This is a genomic window from Psychrobacter sp. 1Y1 (assembly GCF_051847395.2).
Taxonomy (GTDB): Bacteria; Pseudomonadota; Gammaproteobacteria; order Pseudomonadales; family Moraxellaceae; genus Psychrobacter.
On record NZ_JBPYDF020000001.1, the window covers coordinates 3,236,848 to 3,258,839 of the forward strand.

The 21,992-nt window shown below is 44.5% G+C and carries 14 protein-coding genes; 6 read left to right on the plus strand and 8 right to left on the minus strand.

Annotated features, from left to right (window positions below; genetic code table 11):
• Positions 1 to 108: 108 nt before the first annotated feature.
• The 5 genes from ACS8FA_RS27585 to ACS8FA_RS27605 form a co-directional block, all read right to left on the minus strand.
• The gene (locus tag ACS8FA_RS27585) at positions 109 to 1,926 is read right to left on the minus strand and encodes an aminopeptidase P family protein (RefSeq protein WP_439264493.1); all 1,818 of its coding nucleotides are present in this window, start codon (positions 1,924 to 1,926) and stop codon (positions 109 to 111) included.
• A gap of 407 nt (positions 1,927 to 2,333) precedes the next feature.
• Positions 2,334 to 3,902, minus strand: coding sequence for a peptide MFS transporter (locus tag ACS8FA_RS27590; RefSeq protein ID WP_439264491.1), 1,569 nt, complete (start codon positions 3,900 to 3,902; stop codon positions 2,334 to 2,336).
• Positions 3,903 to 4,202: 300 nt separating this feature from the next.
• The gene (locus ACS8FA_RS27595) at positions 4,203 to 4,646 is read right to left on the minus strand and encodes a hypothetical protein (protein WP_439264489.1); all 444 of its coding nucleotides are present in this window, start codon (positions 4,644 to 4,646) and stop codon (positions 4,203 to 4,205) included.
• Between the two features lie 192 nt (positions 4,647 to 4,838).
• A complete protein-coding gene (gene lnt / locus ACS8FA_RS27600; RefSeq protein ID WP_439264487.1) occupies positions 4,839 to 6,413 on the minus strand; it encodes an apolipoprotein N-acyltransferase in 1,575 nt (524 codons plus the stop codon).
• Between the two features lie 276 nt (positions 6,414 to 6,689).
• The gene (locus ACS8FA_RS27605; RefSeq protein WP_057761902.1) at positions 6,690 to 7,589 is read right to left on the minus strand and encodes a CBS domain-containing protein; all 900 of its coding nucleotides are present in this window, start codon (positions 7,587 to 7,589) and stop codon (positions 6,690 to 6,692) included.
• A 288-nt stretch (positions 7,590 to 7,877) separates the two neighbouring features.
• On the opposite strand from ACS8FA_RS27605, the gene ACS8FA_RS27610 reads away from it, so the two are divergent.
• A complete protein-coding gene (locus ACS8FA_RS27610) occupies positions 7,878 to 9,212 on the plus strand; it encodes an Lnb N-terminal periplasmic domain-containing protein (RefSeq protein ID WP_439264484.1) in 1,335 nt (444 codons plus the stop codon).
• Between the two features lie 7 nt (positions 9,213 to 9,219).
• On the opposite strand, the gene ACS8FA_RS27615 is transcribed toward ACS8FA_RS27610, so the two are convergent.
• Positions 9,220 to 9,759, minus strand: coding sequence for a YcgN family cysteine cluster protein (locus ACS8FA_RS27615; protein WP_371548117.1), 540 nt, complete (start codon positions 9,757 to 9,759; stop codon positions 9,220 to 9,222).
• Between the two features lie 235 nt (positions 9,760 to 9,994).
• On the opposite strand from ACS8FA_RS27615, the gene ACS8FA_RS27620 reads away from it, so the two are divergent.
• The 5 genes from ACS8FA_RS27620 to mutY all read left to right on the plus strand — a co-directional run bounded on the left by ACS8FA_RS27620 (position 9,995) and on the right by mutY (position 17,602).
• Complete coding sequence (locus tag ACS8FA_RS27620; protein ID WP_102078159.1) at positions 9,995 to 10,732, plus strand: dienelactone hydrolase family protein; 738 nt, start codon at positions 9,995 to 9,997, stop codon at positions 10,730 to 10,732.
• 173 nt (positions 10,733 to 10,905) lie between these two features.
• A complete protein-coding gene (locus tag ACS8FA_RS27625; RefSeq protein WP_439264482.1) occupies positions 10,906 to 14,160 on the plus strand; it encodes a DUF2339 domain-containing protein in 3,255 nt (1,084 codons plus the stop codon).
• A gap of 125 nt (positions 14,161 to 14,285) precedes the next feature.
• Positions 14,286 to 15,242, plus strand: coding sequence for a ribosome biogenesis GTPase YlqF (ylqF, locus tag ACS8FA_RS27630; protein ID WP_057761911.1), 957 nt, complete (start codon positions 14,286 to 14,288; stop codon positions 15,240 to 15,242).
• Between the two features lie 23 nt (positions 15,243 to 15,265).
• Positions 15,266 to 16,204 (plus strand): GIY-YIG nuclease family protein, encoded by a 939-nt coding sequence (locus tag ACS8FA_RS27635; RefSeq protein WP_439264479.1) that lies wholly within the window; start codon positions 15,266 to 15,268, stop codon positions 16,202 to 16,204.
• Positions 16,205 to 16,357: 153 nt separating this feature from the next.
• Positions 16,358 to 17,602, plus strand: coding sequence for an A/G-specific adenine glycosylase (gene mutY, locus ACS8FA_RS27640; RefSeq protein WP_439264477.1), 1,245 nt, complete (start codon positions 16,358 to 16,360; stop codon positions 17,600 to 17,602).
• 88 nt (positions 17,603 to 17,690) lie between these two features.
• On the opposite strand, the gene ACS8FA_RS27645 is transcribed toward mutY, so the two are convergent.
• Together ACS8FA_RS27645 and rapA are read right to left on the minus strand one after the other, a co-directional pair.
• A complete protein-coding gene (locus ACS8FA_RS27645) occupies positions 17,691 to 18,593 on the minus strand; it encodes an acyl-CoA thioesterase (RefSeq protein WP_424505762.1) in 903 nt (300 codons plus the stop codon).
• Positions 18,594 to 18,953: 360 nt separating this feature from the next.
• Positions 18,954 to 21,842, minus strand: a complete 2,889-nt coding sequence (gene rapA, locus ACS8FA_RS27650; RefSeq protein WP_439264475.1) for an RNA polymerase-associated protein RapA — start codon at positions 21,840 to 21,842, stop codon at positions 18,954 to 18,956.
• Positions 21,843 to 21,992: the final 150 nt, after the last annotated feature.

Consider the following 21,992-nt stretch of genomic DNA (forward strand, 5'->3'; position numbering starts at 1 on the left):
TTTAGAAACAGCTGCTCAGTAGTAAGTATTAAATAACGAACACTAAAAAGCCCCGTAAATTATTTACGGGGCTTTTTAGTACTTTTAGTTAATGTTTTGAGCTTGGTATTAAATGGCTTTGGTACGTTCAGTCAACCATTCAAGCGCTGCACCTTCAACACGATCTTTTAGCTCTGCGAAGACTTGGCTATGATAGCTATTTAGCCAATCTATCTCGGTTTGCTCCAACAACGATGGCTCAATCAGACGCGTGTCGATTGGACAGTAAGTGATGGTCTCAAAGTTCAAGAAATCACCAAACTCTGTCTCAGTAGGTTTAGCAACTGGCGTATTCACTACCAAGTTCTCGATACGAATGCCCCATTTGCCTTCGCGGTATAGACCTGGCTCATTACTAGAAATCATACCGACTTTCATCGCACGCTCTTTTGGTGTGCTAGCGCTATAGGCAATGACTTGTGGGCCTTCGTGTACGTTTAAGAAATAACCAACGCCGTGACCCGTACCATGACCATAGTCCATCTGTGCTTGCCACAATGGCGCACGGCAAATAGCATCGATCAACGGTGAGGCGATACCATCAGGGAAATGCGCGCGAGCCAGCGCAATGTGGGCTTTTAACACAATAGTAAAGTCACGTTTATGTTCGGCGGTGACTTGTCCAATACCGACTACGCGAGTGATATCAGTCGTACCGTTTTGATATTGTGCACCTGAGTCAATCAATAGTAATCCACCTTCGCCCTCGACCACATCAAGGTAGCTGAATTTTTCTGGCGTCGCACGGTAATGTGGCAATGCGCCATTTTCGTTAAAGCCTGCGATGGTTGGGAAGCTTGGCGAGACATAATGCGGCTGACGACTGCGCACGTCTATCAGCATGCTATCAACATCTAGCTCACTTAAACGCTCGCCGTTTGCTAGACGCTGCTCAAATGTCGCAAAAAACTCAGCTAAGGCAGCACCATCTTGACGCATCGCTTCACGCACATGATCGATATCTGCATCAGATTTTACAGATTTGAGTAATGTACTAGGCGCCATTTGCTCAATAAAACCAACATCGTCTGCCATTTTTGAGAGTGTGCCTACTGCGACTTTGCTCGGATCTAACAATAATAAATCGTCTGGCGTCAATGCGCTCAATGCATCTTGCACAGCAGAATAATCAGCCAATGTGATACCGCTGTCTTTTAGACTCTGTGCGATATCTTCGCTTACTTTATCAGTATCAACAAATAACGTTGCTTTGTCTGCGTCAATCAACATATGTGACAAGAATACCGGATTATAATCAACATCAGCGCCGCGCAAGTTCGTCAACCAAGCGATATCGTCTAAGCTTGAAAGTAAATGATGGGTCGCACCTGCTTCTGCCATGCCTTCGCGTACTGCTGCAAGTTTTGAGGTGGCAGACTGAGCAAGGAACTGCTCATCATGAGCGTATAATTTGGCCGCTGGTAGTGCTGGGCGATCTGTCCAAATCTCTGTCAGCACATCACGCTCAGTAATCAAAGTAATGTCATTGGCATCAAAGGCATTTAGCAGGCGATCTTGCTCAGCGATAGATAAAACATTACCGTCCACTGCTACGCTATCCCCTTCTTGCAAATGATCGGCTAGCCAATCGATATGATTTGGCTGACCTGGCGCAAGCTTTTCTAAAGTAATACCTGTACCTTCTAACTGGTCAGCAGCATGTACCCAATAACGGCTATCCGTCCATAGACCTGCAAAATCAGCAGTCACGACCAGCGTACCGACAGAACCGGTAAACCCTGATAGCCATAAGCGTGCTTGCCAGTACTCTGGTAGATATTCAGATAAATGTGGATCAGCAGAGGGTACGATGATGGCGGTGAGATCTTGCGCGGCTAAGGTGCTGCGTAAATTAGCAATACGTTCGTGAATGGCTTGTTTATTCATTGAATGTGTCCTTATAGAAATTATAAAAATATGATGATGGCGCGATTATTTACAATCGTCTTGTTCTAATAGTCGTCTGGTTTGAGTTGTTGATACTGCTTTAGTTGTAATAAAATATTTATTATCGATAGTAATTATTCAAGCAAACAGTCTACTTATTTAGCTATCTAACTATATTTGCTTTGATAATTACTTCTACTTATTGAGAATAAAAAATTGAGATTAATATTGCGTCACTGGGGTTCACAGTGCCCTATCATTAGATGTTTGGGCAAATAGGAAGCTTTCAATGGCTTGTGCCAAATATCTCACTAACTAAAACAATAAAACGTGCTACCAGTAATGGTAACACGTCTCATCATATGTCACTTGTGCTGTTGTTATTCACAAATGTACATCAGATTATCTTATTGCTTGGCCAATTGTTTCTCACGCTCACTTTCTTTAAGCATCTTATTAATAGGTTTTGCTAGTATCAATAGTAGTACAGCGGTCACTACCAAGAAGATGGTCATGGTAGTAAATAGACCTGGTAAGCCTTCGATTTTGTCAGCAGATACATGCCCACCGAAGAAGGCAGCAACCAAGTTACCCATAGCGATAGAAGCGAAGAACAGCCCCATCATTTGACCCTGCATACCCTCTGGCGCCAATTTAGTCATTGCAGACAAACCAACTGGGCTTAATGCTAACTCACCTAGCGTCAATAATAATAAACTACCAACCAACCATAGTGGCGATGCCAAGCCAGCACCAGGCGCTAAAATGCTTTTAGAGGCAAAAATCATCAAGGCAAAACCTGCGGCTGCCAGTAGCATACCGAGTGCAAACTTAGCCATACTGCTAGGCTCAAGACCGCGGTTACCAAGCTTGACCCAGATAATACTAACGATAGGTGCCAATATTAAAATAAATAGCGGGTTCAATGACTGGAACCAAATACTTGGTATCTCAAACCCTAAAACATTCAGATCGGTATAACGATCAGCAAATAAGTTAAAAGACGTTGGCTGCTGCTCAAAACTTGACCAAAACAGCGTCGAGCCAATGATTAAGACAAAGCAAATTAACAAGCGTAACTTATCAGTCTTATCCAATCGCGGTGAGATAAACATAATAGCGAAATACAAGATGACGACCGCAGCAATGATATACGTCATATACTCTGCAACCATCTCAGGATTGAACGATATCATGCCAGTAGACACTAGTAGCACTGCGGCTACTAGCAACGCAACGAAACCACCAACCCAGCGACCGATGTTTTTGTAATGGTCGTTAGATTTTTCCCACTCAGCAGAAATACCTTTGACGCGTGCATAACGCGTTAAGTTCTTTTGCGCGACAAAACGATAAATCAGTAATGAGACCAGCATACCCAATCCACCAACGCCAAAGCCGACATGCCACATGCCTTTTTCTTTGAATACGCCGACGATAAGTGCTGCCAATAACGCACCGATGTTAATACCCATATAAAACAAGGTAAAACCGCCATCACGGCGAGAGTCGCCTTTGGGGTATAAGGCGCCAACCATCACTGAGATACAGGTCTTAAATAACCCTGAGCCCAAGACAATACAGATTAAACCAACGAAGAAAAGCGTCATACCAAACATCGCTGAAAGCGCGATACACAAGTGACCAAGGGCAATAATGATACTACCCCACCACAGCGCACGCTCTTGACCTAGCCAGTTATCTGCTAACCAGCCACCTGGTACTGCTGCTAAGTATAACGAACCAGCGAAAATACCATAAATAGCAGAAGCGGTGACTTCACTAAAGCCAAAACCGCCACTGCTCACTGTTGCCACCATAAATAAAACCAATAGTGGACGAATACTATAATAGGAGAACCGCTCCCACATTTCGGTAAAAAACAATGAGCGTAAGGGCGCAGGATGTCCCATAAAGCCATTGTCTAGAGCTTCTAACTCTGCTGCACTAGCCCCCGAATTTGTTTCTGTGCCCATAACTTTATTCCTTTAAAGATCATATTTGTAATGACCAAACCCCTGATTATCCAGATGGACGGTCATATAGGCGGAACATTGTTTCACTTGGTTATAATCAAGTAAAGAAAAAGTTGGTCAAAAGTTACACAAATACTCATAAAAAAAAGCCCGCTCTCAATGGTTGAGAACGGGCTCTTTTTATGACTATTTAGAACTGTATCATTATGCTTATAGCACTGTTGATAGAGACTTCATAATAAGACTCATTTTATAATTAAGTAGCACTATTTTAGATCATTTACACAGTCATACTACAGCTTACTGTGCTGCGGTCTCTTCAGTAGCTTCACCAGCCTCTAAGTCACCATCCGCTTGCTCAGCTGTCAAATCAGCATCAGCAACAGCGGCTTGGTTTACAGTGCCAGAGGCAGTCGCTGTACCTGCTTCCGCAGTAACGACTGCACTATCTGCATCTGCCGCTGGTGTTGCATCTGCTGCAGTTTCAGGCGCTGTAGCATCTGACGCTTCTGCTGTTGTTGCAGCTTCTGCATCGGTTGGAGCCGCTTCTTCTTCAGTAGCAGTGGCTTCTGCTTCATCTGCCGCAGCCGACGCTTCAGTCGTCTCAGCAGTGATATGCTCGCCTGCTGGACGCAAAAGTGCAGAAACACCAATAAGTAAGACAATACCTAGGAACATGGCAATGCCACCTAAAGCGAATAACAGCTCTTTTTTTGGATTGTTATTGACGATACCTTCTGACATACCTTATCCACCTTGCACAAAATATTTGAAATATTGACCTATTATATCGCAATTTATACTGATTTGTGAAAACCCTTAAGTATTTAAAGGGTTTATTATCCACAATTTTAACATCTGTTTTTGGCACTTGTGACAGCTAACCACTTAATCAGTTATCTATTATTCGCTATCGACACATCTTACTTAATAATACTACTTAACCAAACGTACTGGAGACTTAGTACGTTTACCCAAATAGCTGAGTATCAGCAACAGTGCCATGATAAACAAAATAGGATATTGACCAAAACGCATGAATGGCGTGTTGCCAACTCGTGCCTGAATATCGCCGCGCAATACAGTACGCTCAAACTGCGGTGCACGCTCTACGATACGACCTTTATGGTCGATAATAGCTGTCACACCTGTGTTGGTCGCACGCATAAACCAGCGACCATTTTCTAACGCACGCATCTGTACCATTTGTAGATGCTGTAGCGGGCCTGCCGACGTACCAAACCACGCATCGTTTGAAATGGTTAATAGGAAATCTGTGCCAATCGCGTTTTTACGCGTGGTATCTGGGTACGCTACTTCGTAGCAGATGGCTGCACCTAGGTTGTGCCCTCGAACACGCAGCGGCGACTGCTGATCACTGCCGCGACTATAGCTCATGATATCTTGGCTACCTGCTAGATTAGGCAAAATATCGAGCACGCCTTGGAATGGAATATATTCCCCAAATGGCACCAGACGTTGCTTTTTATACAGCCCCTCTGCCTGTGCCCCTAGCGCTACCACGCTATTGTAGAACGGCGGATATTTATCTGTACTGGCATCAAACGCTGCTTCATCCTTATAAGGAATACCTGTCACCCATGTCGTGTCAGTCTCTTTGGCCATCGCGACCATTTCACTGATAAAACCCACAGCTTCTGTCTGAAACATAGGAATCGAAGATTCAGGCCACAGCACGATGTCACGTCCCCACTCGTCACGAGTCAACGTTGCATAGATTTTTAACGTTTCAATCTGATACTCGGTGAGCCATTTTAGGTCTTGTGGGATATTACCCTGAATCAAAGATATTGATAAATCAGGGGTTCCTTTTGGCTTGGTCCACTGCGGATTGATCAACCATAGCGTGCTACTAATGATTAGCAATGCTATCGATGGAATCATGTAGCCACCGCGGCGACGCAATAGCTCAACGATACTGGCAGCCAATAATACCGCTACGAAAGAAACTGCAAAGACACCAGCCACAGGCGCGAGCGAAGACAGCCAGTACTGCTCAGTAAACGCATAACCAACGAATAGCCAAGGAAAACCAGTAAATAGCCACGTTTTCATCCACTCTTGGAGTATCCATAAGGCAGCAAAAGATAACGGCTGCTTGCCGACCACACGATTAAAGATGAGCGCCAAAAAGCCATGGAACAAGCCCATGCCTAGACCCATGAGCGCAATCATAATCAGCGCAAGCCATGCGGGCGTATCACCATAAACGTGTATCGAGGTATATAGCCAAAACGCGCCAACACACCATAGCCCTGTACCGTACGCCTGACCGATTAGAAAGGCGCGGCGACCTGTCATCGTTGGTACCAGTAACGCATATAAGATGGCAGGTGATACCAAGGCAATTGGCCAAATACCATAAGGCGCGAGCGCGAGTATAAAAGCTGCCCCTGCCAGCCAAGCTATTAGTACCGTCAATCCCATGTGTAAACCTTTTGGCTTATCGGGATTCAGACGTTTTTGTAAATCAACAGTAGACAGACGCATAGCAGTTATCCAAAACCATATTTACTAAAATTTCTCAGCTAAGCGATGAGATAACACTCACGCCAAACCTGACTGCATAATGCTTTATGCAGGGCCACAAATAAAACCCACCCATGATACCAGTCAAAACCTACAAGTGGGTAAATTTGCGTAGCTAAAACCTCATTCTAAAGTTCAAAAGGCAGAAAGCAAAAAACACGATTTTTCATCGTGTTTTTTATTGAATTTGCTAACAAGTTTTATTCATTGACCAAGTATCGTGACACTATAAGCAAGCTAGTGGCTGCCTATCAATATCTGTTGCTCGGCATTGGTTTTGGTCAGCTCTAGATTTTGGATAAATCGACCTTCTACATCGGTAATGGTAATTTTCCAATCATCTATCACGACGCTCTCGCCTTCTAAATCACCAACGAAGCCAAGTGCTTGCATGACCAAACCACCCATCGTATCGACATCGGTATCGTCAAAACGGCTACCCAGCTCATCATTACAGTCTTCAATTACTGTAGACGCTTGGACACGCCATGTATTTGGCTTTTCTGGATCAGGGACAATGTTGTTGATATCGCTGTCTTCATCAAAGTCATCATGCTCATCCACGATATCGCCAACGATTTCTTCCAACAAATCTTCCATGGTGACCACACCACCGAAGTTACCAAACTCATCCACGACAATCGCCATATGTACTTGGGTGCGCTGCAATGAGCGCAACAAGGTATCAGAACGAGCCGTTTCACTGATATATAACGGCTGACGCACCAAGTCTCTAAGACGCTTACTGTCAATTTTGTCTTCTTGATTGCGAACCATGTGTACCAGAATCGGAATCAAGTCTTTTGCCAATAAGATACCGATGACGGCATCATCATCTTGACTGTCAAAAACAGGATAGCGCGAGTGGGTGGTCTCAAGAATGATATCCATCACTTCGGCAAGGCTGGTGCTCTCGTGCAGACCAATCACTTGCGGACGCGGCGTCATGATTTCGCGAACTTGTGTCGCAGGCAAATCGAGCACGCCTTCTAACATATCGACCGTATCAGGCTCTAAAAACTGGCGCGAGTCTTGTACCAGACGAATCAATTCATCACGGGTTTCGGGGGCGGTCGATAGCCAGCGTTTTAAGCCGCGCATCGACCAACTACTCGGGCTGGGAGTGTCGTCAGACATGGTGGTGTGATTTAACCTCTTTAGTTAATAAAAATTAGAATAGTATTCAATAGAAAAACGAACAATACTCAATAAAAAAACAAGTAGAGCCTAGATGGGGATAAAAGTAGCAAATAAAACAGCTAGTTTGTTATTAATTACTGGATGAATAACAAATTTGCTAGTACAAATTAGCTTCACTTTATCGCAAGGCTCACCGACATTCAACGACAAATTCACTCAAATTGTATTGTCAGCGTGTTATAAACTTTGCTATGGTCAAAGCCTTTATTTATCAAAGCAAACCCTATGTCGCTACGTTCCGTTTTTTCTCGCTTACTCTCGTCGCGTTCACGCAGTCGACAGTCAAACAGTCGTGGCTTAGAGAGTCTTGACTTAAAACGCGGAACATCAAAAAACAGCCCATCAGATAGCAAACAGCCAAAGCCTACATGGCACCAGCGTCTTGTAACTTTTTTAATTGCTGTTACGTTGTTGTTATCAGCGCTATGGTTATTACTCGCGATTTGGTATCAGTATGGCGTCAGCTCAGTATTGACTTGGCTTGCGACAATAGCGATTGTAGGTATATTAGCTGCGCTGCTAAGTACACGTTATTGGGATGCCGTCACAAGAGTATTACGCAGTGACTCACTATCTAATAAAAAGTCAGTTAGCAAAAGCACAGCAATCAAGTTGCTTATCGGCGTATATGGCGCTGTTTGGCTTGTAGGTCTAGGTTGGTTTTTTTCTATCGAACCGAAACAAGATCGAGAATGGATGGCTGAAGTCGACCAGCGAGTCTCCTATGAGCGCGATGCGACTAACCCTGATTTGATTACTTTAACCAATGTTCGTAACTTTGATTGGCAAACTGAAGAAGACGCCACCGAGCACTGGGATACCCGTACGATTGATCTGTCTAAATTATCTGGCGTTGATGTGACCAACTCTTATTGGATGGGTCCGCTAATCGCTCATACCTTGGTTAGCTTTCGATTCGAAGATGATAGACCACTTGCCTTCTCATTTGAGATACGTAAAGAAGACGGCGAGTCTTTTTCAGCGCTGGCTGGGTTTTTTCGACGTTATGAGCTGAGCCTGATTGCCGCAGAAGAGCGCGACATTATCTATACCCGTAGCAATGCGCGCGGCGAGCAGGTTTATCTGTTTCCTATTAGCAATTTGCAACAGCATGAAGTGAGGTCGCTATTTGAATCTTATCTGACTGCGGCTGATGATTTGAACGCTAAACCTGCTTGGTACAATACATTGATTAGCAACTGTACCAATATTATCTTTTATATGGCGCGTATTGTTAGTGGCGATCGCTTGCCATGGGATTATCGAATTTGGGTCTCTGGTTGGTTACCGAACTATCTATATGATGTAGGCATGTTGGATGCGGCGCCAGAAAAGGGCAACCAACCTTGGTCAATGAATACGTGGTATGAGCGCACTCATATCAACCCAAAGGCAAAAGGCTTTGATAATCAGGCTAACCAACTAACTAGCGTTAGTAGAGATAAAAACAGCCGTAACTTTTCACAGCAGATTCGTCAAGATATTCCGATACCAGCATTGGCTAACTCGCAAGCCAGTGCTGAAGCGAAGGCTAGATCTACTGCTCAGGCATCTAACTAACTGTAGACTAAGGATTGACCCAGTTAACCACCCGTGTCTCCATTTCTTCATCAGACATACCGATTTCCGTGACACAGCGACCAGCGACGCCCACGTTGGCCGCTCGCATCTGTTGTTGTGTCAACACAGCATCCCCAGTCAATAATAAATGCCAACTTGGTAAGTCCTGCCCTTTATACAGACGTTTGTAGGCGCAGTGCGATGGTAGCCACATCATCTTGGGCAAGTTGTCCATAGTCAGCTGAATACAGTCTGGCACGTGCTCCTGACGCGTTGCATAGTGACTGCAATATCCCGTCGCGCAGTCCATCAACTGGCAGGTGACATCGGTATATTCGACCATCTCCTCATCCACATTGCCACTTTCATCTTCATCGATATACTTAATCAAGCAACAACTGCCGCAACCATCACACAGTGCTTCCCACTCGCTATGGTTTAGTTCTGTTAACGCAAATCGCGACCAAAACTGCGGACGTAGTGGCTCAGACTCATACTTAGAGTCAGAATCAGCATTAGAATCGACAACAGTACTATCAGGGAACAAACTCACCGATTGCGCAGGCTTGGCCGCTGCATCGAGACCTAAGTTCAAGTCTGATTGGTCATTATTTTTGTTTAACAAATTTATAGTCATAAAGTCGCAGTAGCATTTTGATAAAGAGCGTTACAGTATTATAGCTGTTTTTGCTAGACATGGGCGTTAAGGTAGTACGAGTTAGAAAAACGAACCATCACAATGACGAATAATTAAAACTCACAACATAAAAAAGGACAATAATATGTCAATTAAGACGTTTGAATTAATCAGTACTACCGAGAATGGTGTAGAACTTATCAGTTATGTAGCACTACCAGAAAACGCTTCAGATGAAAATCCAGCAGCAGGTATCTTGGTTGCACCAGAATGGTGGGGCGTGGTCGATCATCCAAAATCAGTGGTTGAGCGTTTGGCAGAAGCGGGCTATGCAGCAGTCGCTATGGACGTTTACGGTGAAGGCAAACTAACTACTGATGCAGCGCAGGCAAACATGTGGATGGAGCAAGTACTGGCTGATCAAGACATGCTGATGGCACGCTGCCGCTTAATTCTTAATGACTTCAGCGATCAGTTATCTGTCGATGGTGACAACCTAGGCGCAATCGGTTACTGCTTCGGTGGTAAAGTTGTACTAGATATGGCTCGCGAAGGCATGCCGCTAAAAGCGGTCGCCACGTTCCATGGTAACCCAACGCCAAAACAGCCAGCAGACAAAAACTTTGCAGCAAAAGTGTTGGTCGCTCATGGCCGTGATGACTCAATGGTATCAATGGATGCTATCGAAGGTCTAAAATCAGAGCTAGACGCAGCCGATGTTGATTACACTATCGACGTTTATGACAACGCTAAGCATGGCTTTACTAATCCGCATGCCGATGAGCGCGCAGCCAAAAATGAAGTAGATCTTGGCTACAATGAAGCCGCTGCTAAACAAAGCTGGGAAAACATGCTTGAGTTTATGAAAGCCAATTTAGCATAAGAAACGATTTGGTATAAAGATCATTAAAAAAGGGTAGCTTAATTATTAAGCTGCCCTTTTATTTTGAGTGTCATTCTAGCATTTGTCTTTTAGCCCAGTAATCAGAGTAGTCTTGTGCTTCTTATTAAATCACGTCATTATCACTTTACTATAAACTGGATTGAGTGACGAAGATGTTGTATCTAATGGTGACCCAGTTGGGCTGGCTGGCTTTTACGATTTTATTGATCGTAGTGGTCGCGTTATATACTAGGATAGCTCGAAAAATCGAGCATCTACGCCGTGATGTAACGACGCTGCAAGCTGAGCTTGAGCAGCAAAGACATCGTATTATGTCGCCTCCATCTGCACCTTTGATCGATAAAAGCAATTACGCACGCAACACTACTACTAACGATAATGATCTTAAAGACAATATTCCTAAAGACCATGTTCCTAAAGACAGTAACACTAAAGACCATGATGCTAACGAAATAGCTTTTGACTCACAACACTCTTCTCCAGATAATCAGCTGCCTGTATCACCACCACCGCTTCCTACCGTTGCTTCAAACTCGACCATACATGCAGCATCAAACATCTATGACGATAAATCTATAGACGATAACGCCTCGATAAATACGAAAAACACGGCGTCTACCGCACCGATTGAGCCAGATGAACGCTCACTACCTATTGTGACCTCACTCATTCACTCAATCAAAAACTGGTTTTTCGGTGGCAATTTAGTCGTGCGAGTCGGCGTACTGGTGCTGTTGGTAGGTGTGGTGCTCCTGCTTCGCTTATTAAGCGAATATATCGAGATTTCAATTGCCACGAAGTTGATAGCAGTTGGCGTTACAGGGTTAGCATTGGCAGCGCTTGGGTTAAAGCTGACGGCAAAACGCTTCTCATATGGGATTACGCTACAAGGTGCAGGTTTAGCAATTGCGTATCTAAGTACCTTTTTTGCTTACAGTGTTTATGAAATCATTCCTAGTGTCCCAAGCTTTATCGGACTTGGGTTATTGTCTGCCATTACCATTGCCCTCGCCGTACGTCAGAACGCCTTCCCATTGGCATTACTGGCATTATCGGGTGGGGTTTTTGCACCGATTTTGACCAGTGACGATACTGGCAGCTTGGTCACCTTATTCAGCTATTATCTACTGCTAAACGTCACCATTGCTATTATTGCTCATTATCGACCGTGGAAAATACTGAATCTATTCGGTGTGACTGTGACATTTGGCCTAGCATACTATTGGGGTATCAGCGAAAACCTAAGCGCCGTCATTGAAACGCAGCGCTGGTCATTGGTAGCATTAGTAACCTTACACTGGCTGCTTTACTTATTTGTCGTCATTCGTTATGCGCAACAAATCATTACCTATAATGCCCTAAACGAAAAAGACCTCAGTCATGCTGATAATGTAGATGACACAAAACACTTGGACAGAGCTAATGTAGGCAGCTCCTATGTATTCCCCATTGATACGGGTTTACTGTTTTCAGTACCGCTACTGGCCTTTGGCTTATTTTCTGCCTTACTAAACGACATCTCTAATGCCCTCACGATTACCAGTGCCATTTTGGCTGCGGTTTATCTTGGGGTGGGCTGGTTGTTCATCCAGCGCAGTAGACGCTATGCTTTAATCACCGAAGGTATGCTGGCGTTAGGATTAGGATTTTTTGCACTCGTTATTCCGCTGGCGCTAGATGCTGAATGGATTGCTTTTGGTTGGTCTGTACAAGGATTGGCGCTAGTATGGTTTGGACGCCGCTCGCTGCGATCGTGGTCGGTGTTATTCGGCTTACTATTACAGATCGTCAGTATTGGTATGCTAGTGACGACAGCGATATTCTCTATCGAAGACTATCCCGTTTTGGCCTTTAGTATTTCAGCGCTCAGTTATCTAGCGACCGTCTTTATATTACGCGCTAGCAACTCCCCTGCCGCGCTGATTAATACGTTAGACGGTAGTAATAACCTTAATAGCCTTAACAATAAAGGCCCTACAACATCCTCGGTCATACAATCACAACCCTCAGTAACACAATCACAATCACAATCACAATCACAATCACTGGACAGTACATCAGATGCATCAGCCAGCTATGCCCATGCGCTGGGTGTCAGTATGCAAGCTGCGCATCAATGGCTGACCTCTATCAATAGTCAGAGCCGCGTATTCAAATTCGTTTGGCACAGCCCTAGATTCATCAAATTTTTGACATTGACCGCGATGGCTTGGATGCTACAAGTACTGATGCTTGATTTGCATCATTGGTTTGATATCTGGCAATCAAGCACGACGGTAATTGCACTGGCAGCACTTATGAGCTTGATCGCTTATTGGATCGTCAATCGCTATCGTCCGTGGGCGGAAATTAGACAGCTTAGTCATGGATTATTAGCCTTGTTCTACTTCATGCTAGTACTGCAACTACCGCAAAAGTTTGAGCGAAATTTAACATGGTCAACAACGGAATGGTTGGTGTTTGTAGGGTTAATAATCGGCTGGTTAGTCATGGGGCAGCTATGGCTAAAAACATGGTCTGATAATAACAATGCCTCACGTTATACTGCTGCAAGTTGGCTAGGTACGGGTATCTTACTTATTGCTGCCGCTGCGCATTATGGCCTACCAGACTCTGATGGCGTAATGGCTTTCTTGTTTTCAGCGGTACTTATATTATTTGGACTATGGTTCAATCGTCGTTATCTCAGTCAAAATGCAGAAAACACATCAACTAATAAAGTTTCAAAACAAGGTCTGCTGTACTGGTTTGATTGGCAACAGGCACTATCAGGATGCGCTGCCATCTTTGCTCCCATTGCTTTACTGTGGGTTGTTCTTACCAATTGGTCTTATGACGGTGTGATTTGGGGACTGTCTTATTTTCCATTGTTTAATCTATATGACATCACATCTTGGCTGACGCTATCAGTTGGCTTTAGTCTGTACTACATCAGCCAACGCCGACACAATGAAACCATTACCGAGCCGAGTGCAGCTGCCAAATCTAAGCGCGTATTCACCACTGAGAATTTGCTAATTATATTGGGACTGATCAGTTTTTGGTTAATCTCCAGCATGTTGATCAGAACGCTACACGCCTTTATTGGTACGCCACTTTGGAATGACTATCAAGGCGGCGCATGGCAAAGCGAGCAAGTACAAACTGGACTGACAATTTTATGGACGCTCTTAGCCTTGGTCGCCACTATCCTTGCCAGCCGCTATTGGCAGCGCGCGCTTTGGTTTATGGGTATTGGATTATTAGGTATTGTCGTTCTCAAGCTGGTCTTGGTAGATTTGTCACAGACTGAGGCAATTTGGCGAGTCATATCCTTCCTTGGCGCAGGCAGTTTAATACTATTAATTGGTTACCTTGCCCCATTACCACCCGCGCACGAGGAAACAGAAAACCAAAATCAGGCGTAATGACAAAGCTGGTTGGGTGAAATTGTGCCGTGAGCAAGGTGGTTCTGTAGTAAACTGGACACCATTAGAAAGTAAACGTTAATTGTTTTACTTTTAGCATTTTTTATAAAAGGTTATGAAAGCAGATGGATAAGAGAGCAAGTATTCAGTGGTTCCCTGGGCATATGAACAAAGCCCGTAACGAAATCAAAGAAGTCATGCCGCAGATGGATTTGGTCATCGAGGTCATCGATGCGCGTATTCCATATAGTAGTGAAAACCCAATGGTCGCAGCACTACGCGGTGAAAAACCTGTTATCAAAATCCTGAACAAAGCTGACCTTGCCGATCCTGAGTTGACTCAAGCATGGATGGATTATCTCGAGCAGCAAGATGGGGTCAAAGCCATTGCTTGCGATACTGAAAAAGCCAATGATGTAAAACGTATTATCGCTATCTGTAAGCATCTCGTACCCAATAAAGTCGGGACTGGTCGCCAAATCAAAGCGATGATTATGGGTATTCCAAACGTTGGTAAATCAACGCTGATCAATACGCTAGCAGGACGCGCTGTGGCGAAGACAGGCGATGAGCCAGCCGTGACCAAATCGCAGCAGCTAATTAAGCTCGACGATGACATCATGCTCTATGACACACCTGGTATGCTATGGCCAAAAGTTGAAAACGAAAACTCTGGTTATCGTTTAGCAGCGACAGGCGGTATTCGTGATACTGCTTTTGACTTCGCTGATGTAGCCAGCTATACCGCTGAGTACTTGATGCAAGCCTATCCTGAGCTGCTAAAAACTCGCTACAAAATTGAAGAGCTGCCAAAGACTGATTGGGAGTTCTTTGAAGTCGCTGGACGTAATCGCGGCTGTGTACGCGCTGGCAATCAAGTCGATACGTACCGTATGTCTGAGATTCTGATTAACGAGCTGCGTAGCGCAAAGATTGGTCGCATCACGCTAGAAACACCAGCGATGACTGAAGCGGAAGAAATCGTCGTCGCTGAACAACGACTCGCTGCTGAAGAGAAGAAAAAGGCGAAAGAGGAAGAAAAGCGCTTGCGTCGTCTAAAAACGCGGAAGAATCGTAAGTAGATTCTCCAATAATATAAGTTACTATGAATCCATTAATACCATCGGCTAAAACCATTCAAATTTATCTGCCAAAAGGTAACCCTCGTGGGTTGCGTTTGGCAGAGATGACTACTCGCACAGTAAGATTGATTGAAATTCCCCGTATCCACATTGACGATTTTTTTGCGATGCCCGATGCCAATCAAGTTGGTTTGTATTTTTTGATTGGTGATACCGATAGTGTAGAGAAGCCGTTACTCTATGTTGGACAAACTGGTGATCTTAAAAGACGTCTTAACCAACACGATGACAAAGAGTTCTGGACACGGGCTTTTGTCATGCTCTCAACCAATAACTCTATGACACAAACCCATGCGCTATATATGGAACATAAGGCTATCGCAACTGCCATTGAGGTGGGACGTTACGAACTAAAAAATGGAAATAATGGTAATAAACCGCATACACCTGACCCATTAAAGGCTGATTGCGAGGAATTATTCCACACTCTTGATGTTTTACTATCCACTTTAGGACAGCCTATTTTCGAGTCCTTGGCTATTCATGATAGCCTTTATAGCAACGAGACTTATAAAAGCAAATCGACTGATTCCACCATTGCTAAAGTTGCTCAAATAATCGATGAAGCTCCATCGAAACCTATTCCATCTCTGTTTTACTATAAGGTAAAAGATGGTGATGCTAAAGGATACTATGACGACGATGGCTTTGTAATATTAGCAGGTTCTCTAATTAGGCAATCGCAAGTAATATCTGCGCCACCATTTGTGACTAAATTAAAAGAGAGTCTGCTCAGTAGCGGCAAACTCGTAGCCGTAAACGATAAAAGCTATAAACTCACTAAAAACCATTTATTTAAAACACCCAGTGGAGCCAGTGCTCTAGTATCAGGACGTTCGACCAACGGATGGATTGAGTGGAAAAATGAATTGGGTGAGACTTTAGACAGTGTTTATCGATAAACTCGTACTTCTCTATAGTGATACTATCTATCCCCTTTATTTATAAACAATTAAGCCTCATATATTGGTAAATAATTTTATCTATTTACCTTCTCGCTTGCCAACTATAAATCCAAATCCTATATATCCCTGTTCAACTTACAAGGAATACTCTTGCCTACTCAATTTTCTCAGTCATCTACTGCTCTAAACTCCTTTGCCCCGCGCCTACTCGATTGGTTTGCCGAAAACGGTCGTCATGACTTACCATGGCAACAGCACCAAACCGATACGCCCAACCCTTATATTGTTTGGTTATCAGAAGTCATGCTTCAGCAAACGCAGGTGACCACTGTACTGCCCTACTTTGCACGCTTTATGGAGTCATTTCCGACTGTGCAGGACTTGGCCGCAGCAGAATGGGATACCGTAGCAGAGCATTGGGCAGGGCTTGGCTACTATGCACGTGCACGTAATTTGCATAAAGGTGCTAAGCAGTTGGTAGAGATCATCGATGAAACGGGCGAGTTTCCGCAGACCCTAGCAGGATGGGAGGCGATTTCGGGCGTTGGGCCATCGACTGCTGGTGCGATTATGGCGATGGGATTACATCATTATGGCGTTATCTGCGATGGCAATGTCAAACGAGTGCTGACACGTTGGGCCGCTATTGACGGCGACATCACTAAATCTGCTACCACCAAAGAGCTGTGGGCATTGGCAGAGCGCCTAACACCAACTAAGAATTCAGGACTATTTGCGCAAGCAATGATGGATATGGGTGCGACATTATGTACTCGTAGCAAGCCTGCCTGCCTGTTATGCCCATTAAAAGAAGACTGCCTAGCCCATGCTGAGGGGCGCGAGACTGATTATCCCGTCAAAGCCAGAAAGCAGCCCAAACCTAGTAAATTTAGTAATGCATTGCTAATCGAAAGTGTCGACGATGACATACTATGGCTACAGCGCCCTGACAACGGAATCTGGGGTGGATTGTGGAGTTTGCCATTACAGTTCATGGAAAAAATTGATGGTAAAACGAATAGTAAGACTATCGTTAAAAAGACGCTAGCTAATGACGATAAGCCATCAAACACAGTAAACGATATCCGTAGTAATGAAAAAGTATACGAAGCAGAGTTTACCACTGCTGAGCAAATCATTAATGAATGGCTCATAAAAAATGAACTGGTCACAAAATCAGTTAGCAATACCTTGCTCGATGACGTCCCTATCAAGCATTCGCTGACGCATTTTCACTGGTATTTGACCCCGCGTAAATTGACGATTGACGCGACGCAGGTAACTGAGCTAAATCAAAAATTAGCAGCGGCTGAAATTGACTTTAAATGGTTAACCGAACAAAAAGCGCAAGACAGCCTAGGACTGCCTCGCGCGATGGTTAAAATCTTAGAGTAAAAAGTTGGAATAAAAAAAAGCGACTCATTATTAATAACGAGTCGCTTTTTTATAATGACAATCTAAAGGCAGCTGAGCCTACAGCACTCTAAGACTTTGGCACACGCAAGCGCATCAGACCTTCTTGTTGCACGGTAGCGACCAGTTTGCCATCTTGCCAAAACTGGCCATGGTTTAACCCTTTCGCATTAGACGTGGTATCGCTCCACATGTCATACAGCATCCATTTATTCAAATCAAAATCGCGATGGAAATGCATCGAGTGATCGATACTGGCAGCTTGCAGACCACTGGTCATAAAGCTAACACCATGAGACATCAGCCCTGTGCCAACCAAATAAAAGTCTGACGAAAATGCCAATAACGCTTGCTGAATAGCCACTGGCTGATTGCCCAATTCACGAATGCGTAGCCAGTTTGCTTGCTTAGGTTTCATTGGTTCTGGGCTAATCGGATTACGCGGCTTCACTGGCTTAATCTCGACATGACGGCGGCGCATAAATCTTGCTTTTAGCGCTTCTGGCACTTTTCCGACATTTTCTTCTTTTAATTCTTGCTCTGTTAGCAAGTCTTCTGGCGGTGGATAGACAGGCATGTCTTCTTGATACTCAAGCCCATCTTCCATCGGTGAGAACGAAGCAATCATTGAAAATATCACTTGCTCAACAGGCGGCTTACCGCGTACTTCTTTGTACTGAATAGCCGTGACTTCACGTGCAGACAAGCTACGACCATCACGCAATCGACGGACTTGGTATATCACCGGTTGGTTGATATCGCCACCACGCAAAAAATATCCATGCAGTGAGTGACAAGGTTTGTCTTTATCTAATGTATGCGCCGCTGCCATAATCGCTTGAGCGAGCACTTGCCCACCAAATATACGACTGCCCACATAGTCATGGCTTTTACCCTCAAACACATCAGGGGTAACTTCAATAAGCGCGATAGTAGCCAGCAGCTCATCAATCAGTTGTAGATTATCGGACATGACGATATGTTTCCTTATTTTTATCAAAAACGCTCAGCATCTGATGATATTGATGCCATATAGCCATCATATTTGAATGTAAAATAATGCGAGATCACTTGTTAAGATCTGTCGAAGGAGACCTTAAAATAAACATACAGACATCGTTAGCGATGTTATCACCGAATATTTATTTTCTATAGAAAAGGTAAACATCTTACCCAATATTGGTGGCTTTGACTAGTTGCTGTCGGCTTACTCATAAGTATTGCTTGTCTATTTTTGCCAGACAAATCGCAACTAAGGAGCAAAACAAGTAATCTCAACCATAAAAAAACGAGATGTATAACAACACCTCGTTTTTGACAAATACGTCGATGTTTATGGCTTAACTGCTACGAGTACACGAATAGAATCCGGCACTAGCGATAAGTTACCAAGTGCTTGCTCACCTTGAGCTTTAAGCTGCTCTAAACGCTCAATCTCTTCAGGACGCACGTTTGGATTGATCGTCTGTAGATGTTTTAGACGCTTGATTTCACGTGACCACTGCTGGCTAAAGCGGCTACTTGCTTGCTCCCCAATCTCAGCAATCTGCTGACGAGCAATGTCTTCAGCTTCGTAATAACGCTGCTCAATCACATTGCCGCGTACTTTAATGACTTGGCGGGCACGGTTTTTATCCAATCGCTCGACATGCGGCATAATCATCTCAGCACTGATACGAGCCGATAAATCACTACCCTGCTCACTGATAAAGACACGGATATTTTGCGTGGACAAAGTCGCTGGCAGATTGAGCACTTTTGGCGCGATTGCTTCAACACGGAAGTTCACCTCTAGCAGTACCATACCTTGCGGAACAGCGGCACTTTTTAGCATGGCAACTGTCGTATTACCGAAAGTGCTGGTGCTCGCTAGCTCATAAATTGCCCGCATCAATGGATGCTCATGAGTGATGAATTCGATATCTTCACGCTGAAGCGCTTGCTCACGCTCGAAGGTCAACGTCATACCGTCTTCATCACCAAGTGGCAAACCATCAATATAGTCACTGATCTCGGTGCTATCGATAGGTGCGATCACCCACGAGCCATCACGTTGAATGTTGTGATCGATATTGGCAGAGGCAAAGAAACGCTCAATAAAGTGCGGCAGCAAATTATTACCATCGAAGTCACGCATAGCATCGGCGATACGACCTGCGACACGCGGACGACATGAGTTGTACTCTAACAGACGATCACGACCAGCTTGTAGCTGTGCTTCTAGTCCCAAACGTGTCTGTAGCGCCTCGTCAATAATGTCTTGCAAGATGACATTGTTTTCAGCGGTATCAGCACCCTCAAGCATTGGCTTGAGCTCTTGGATATATTGCTCTTGCACGCTTTGTGCCGTTGGCGATATCTGATTGAACATGTTCAGCGCATCGTTATACCACTGATACAGACGCTCTTGCGCTGTACCTTGCACATAAGGCACATGTAGCATGATTTGCTGCGTCTGACCGATACGATCTAGACGACCGATACGCTGCTCCAAGGTATCTGGATTGGCGGGTAAATCCCATAGTATCAGCTGGCTGGCAAACTGGAAATTACGACCTTCTGAGCCAATCTCCGAACACAATAATATCTGTGCGCCTTCACTGTCTGCGAAGAATGCGGCTGCTTGGTCTCGCTCAAGCAAAGTCATCTGCTCAGTAAAGATAGCCGTCTTAATGCCTGCATGCAGACGTAATACCGCCTCCAAGCTTTCAACGGTCGCGCCACTACGGGCAATCAATAGCACTTTTTTATGCTTAAGCTCACCGCGCAAAATATCAATCAACCAAGGCACACGTGGGTCGTCTTCTAGCCAGCCGCCGTCAGGTTGGTTTTCTTCGCCCCATAGCTGCTCGCGCAATTTACCATTGGTTTGATAGCTGTCTTTCCATGCCTCAGGAAGTGGCAATGGATATGGCTGACTACTACGGCCATAGAATCCTTTGACACTCTCACGAGTATTACGGAATAAAATACGACCCGTACCGTGACGATCTAGTAGCTCATTTAGTGCATGCGTTCGTAGTTTTTCATCTTCATTGATTGAGGATAGCTCTTCAATACTAATGTCTAATAAGCTACTTAAAGCAGCGATTTGGCCTTCATTCAATGGCTTTTCTTCTATCAAGACACCAGCAACTGCTGCTGTCTCTGCAAAGGCTTCTTGCCCATCGATAAACTCATCCAAATCATCAAAACGATCTGGATCAAGCAGACGCAAACGGGCAAAGTGACTTTGCGCACCAAGCTGCTCTGGCGTCGCTGTCAATAGCATCACGCCCGGCGTTTCTTCGGCGAAATCCGCAATTAGGTCATACTTATCATTGCCGCCCTGTGCTTCATCCCAATGCAGATGATGCGCTTCATCAACAACCAATAAATCAAACCCTGCATCCATAGCTTGATCATATAAGTCTGGGTGATCGAGTAACAAATCCATACCACCAATAATACATTGCTCAGTGGCAAAAACGTTTTGTTCAGGATCGTGTTCTTTAATAGCCGCAGTACGCACTAGATCAAACAAGGCAAAGTTTAGGTTAAAGCGGCGACGCAGCTCAATCATCCATTGATACTGCAAACTATCGGGCACTAAAATCAATACACGCTCAGCTTTGCCCGTTAGCAACTGCTGATGAATAATCATGCCCGCTTCGATAGTCTTACCAAGGCCAACTTCATCAGCCAGTAGTACACGCGGTGCAATACGCTTACCGACTTCATGTGCGATATACAGCTGATGCTCGATGATATCGACACGTGCACCCATTAGGCCTTTTAGTGGATGACCTGCCAGCGCTGACTGCATGCGCAAAATGTCTTGGCGCAGCTCATACCAGTCACCGCGCTCAATACGGCCAGCAAGCAAACGCTCAAGCGGCTTGGCCAATGTGATATTGGCAGCAAGGCGGGTTTCCATGATGCCGCGCTCGTGCTCATCGACGCCATATTTAAGTACACCCATCACTTCATCAACGGCATTGACCGTATAGCTTTTGCCATCTTGGTCGTAGATGCTATCGCCCACTTTAAACACCACGCGCGATAATGGCGCAGAGTTTTTTGCGTAGACGCGTGTCTCTTCACTTTGCGGAAATAAAATATGCACACATCGGTCGTCAACATCGATGACCACACCTAAGCCAAGCTCAGACTCCGTATCAGATAAATAACGTTGACCAACGGCGAATTCAGTACTGTGCAATGAAGCAATAGAGATAGTCATAAGGCGATGTCTTTTGTACTCAGATAATGAAATTTAGATAGATAGCTTAGAAAACAGCAATGGCGGCTAACAATAGCTAAATAAGGTTGTTCACACCATAAAATGTCAAAAAGACATAGAAGAAGTGCCACAACACCAATCAAGCCAATC

Bases quoted from the DNA above. Each gene is read 5' to 3' on its own strand.
- ACS8FA_RS27585 (WP_439264493.1), bottom strand. From the start codon at position 1,926: ATGAATAAACAAGCCATTCACGAACGTATTGCTAATTTACGCAGCACC.
- ACS8FA_RS27590 (WP_439264491.1), bottom strand. From the start codon at position 3,902: ATGGGCACAGAAACAAATTCGGGGGCTAGTGCAGCAGAGTTAGAAGCT.
- ACS8FA_RS27595 (WP_439264489.1), bottom strand. From the start codon at position 4,646: ATGTCAGAAGGTATCGTCAATAACAATCCAAAAAAAGAGCTGTTATTC.
- lnt (WP_439264487.1), bottom strand. From the start codon at position 6,413: ATGCGTCTGTCTACTGTTGATTTACAAAAACGTCTGAATCCCGATAAG.
- ACS8FA_RS27605 (WP_057761902.1), bottom strand. From the start codon at position 7,589: ATGTCTGACGACACTCCCAGCCCGAGTAGTTGGTCGATGCGCGGCTTA.
- ACS8FA_RS27610 (WP_439264484.1), top strand. From the start codon at position 7,878: ATGTCGCTACGTTCCGTTTTTTCTCGCTTACTCTCGTCGCGTTCACGC.
- ACS8FA_RS27620 (WP_102078159.1), top strand. From the start codon at position 9,995: ATGTCAATTAAGACGTTTGAATTAATCAGTACTACCGAGAATGGTGTA.
- ACS8FA_RS27625 (WP_439264482.1), top strand. From the start codon at position 10,906: ATGTTGTATCTAATGGTGACCCAGTTGGGCTGGCTGGCTTTTACGATT.
- ylqF (WP_057761911.1), top strand. From the start codon at position 14,286: ATGGATAAGAGAGCAAGTATTCAGTGGTTCCCTGGGCATATGAACAAA.
- ACS8FA_RS27635 (WP_439264479.1), top strand. From the start codon at position 15,266: ATGAATCCATTAATACCATCGGCTAAAACCATTCAAATTTATCTGCCA.
- ACS8FA_RS27645 (WP_424505762.1), bottom strand. From the start codon at position 18,593: ATGTCCGATAATCTACAACTGATTGATGAGCTGCTGGCTACTATCGCG.
- rapA (WP_439264475.1), bottom strand. From the start codon at position 21,842: ATGACTATCTCTATTGCTTCATTGCACAGTACTGAATTCGCCGTTGGT.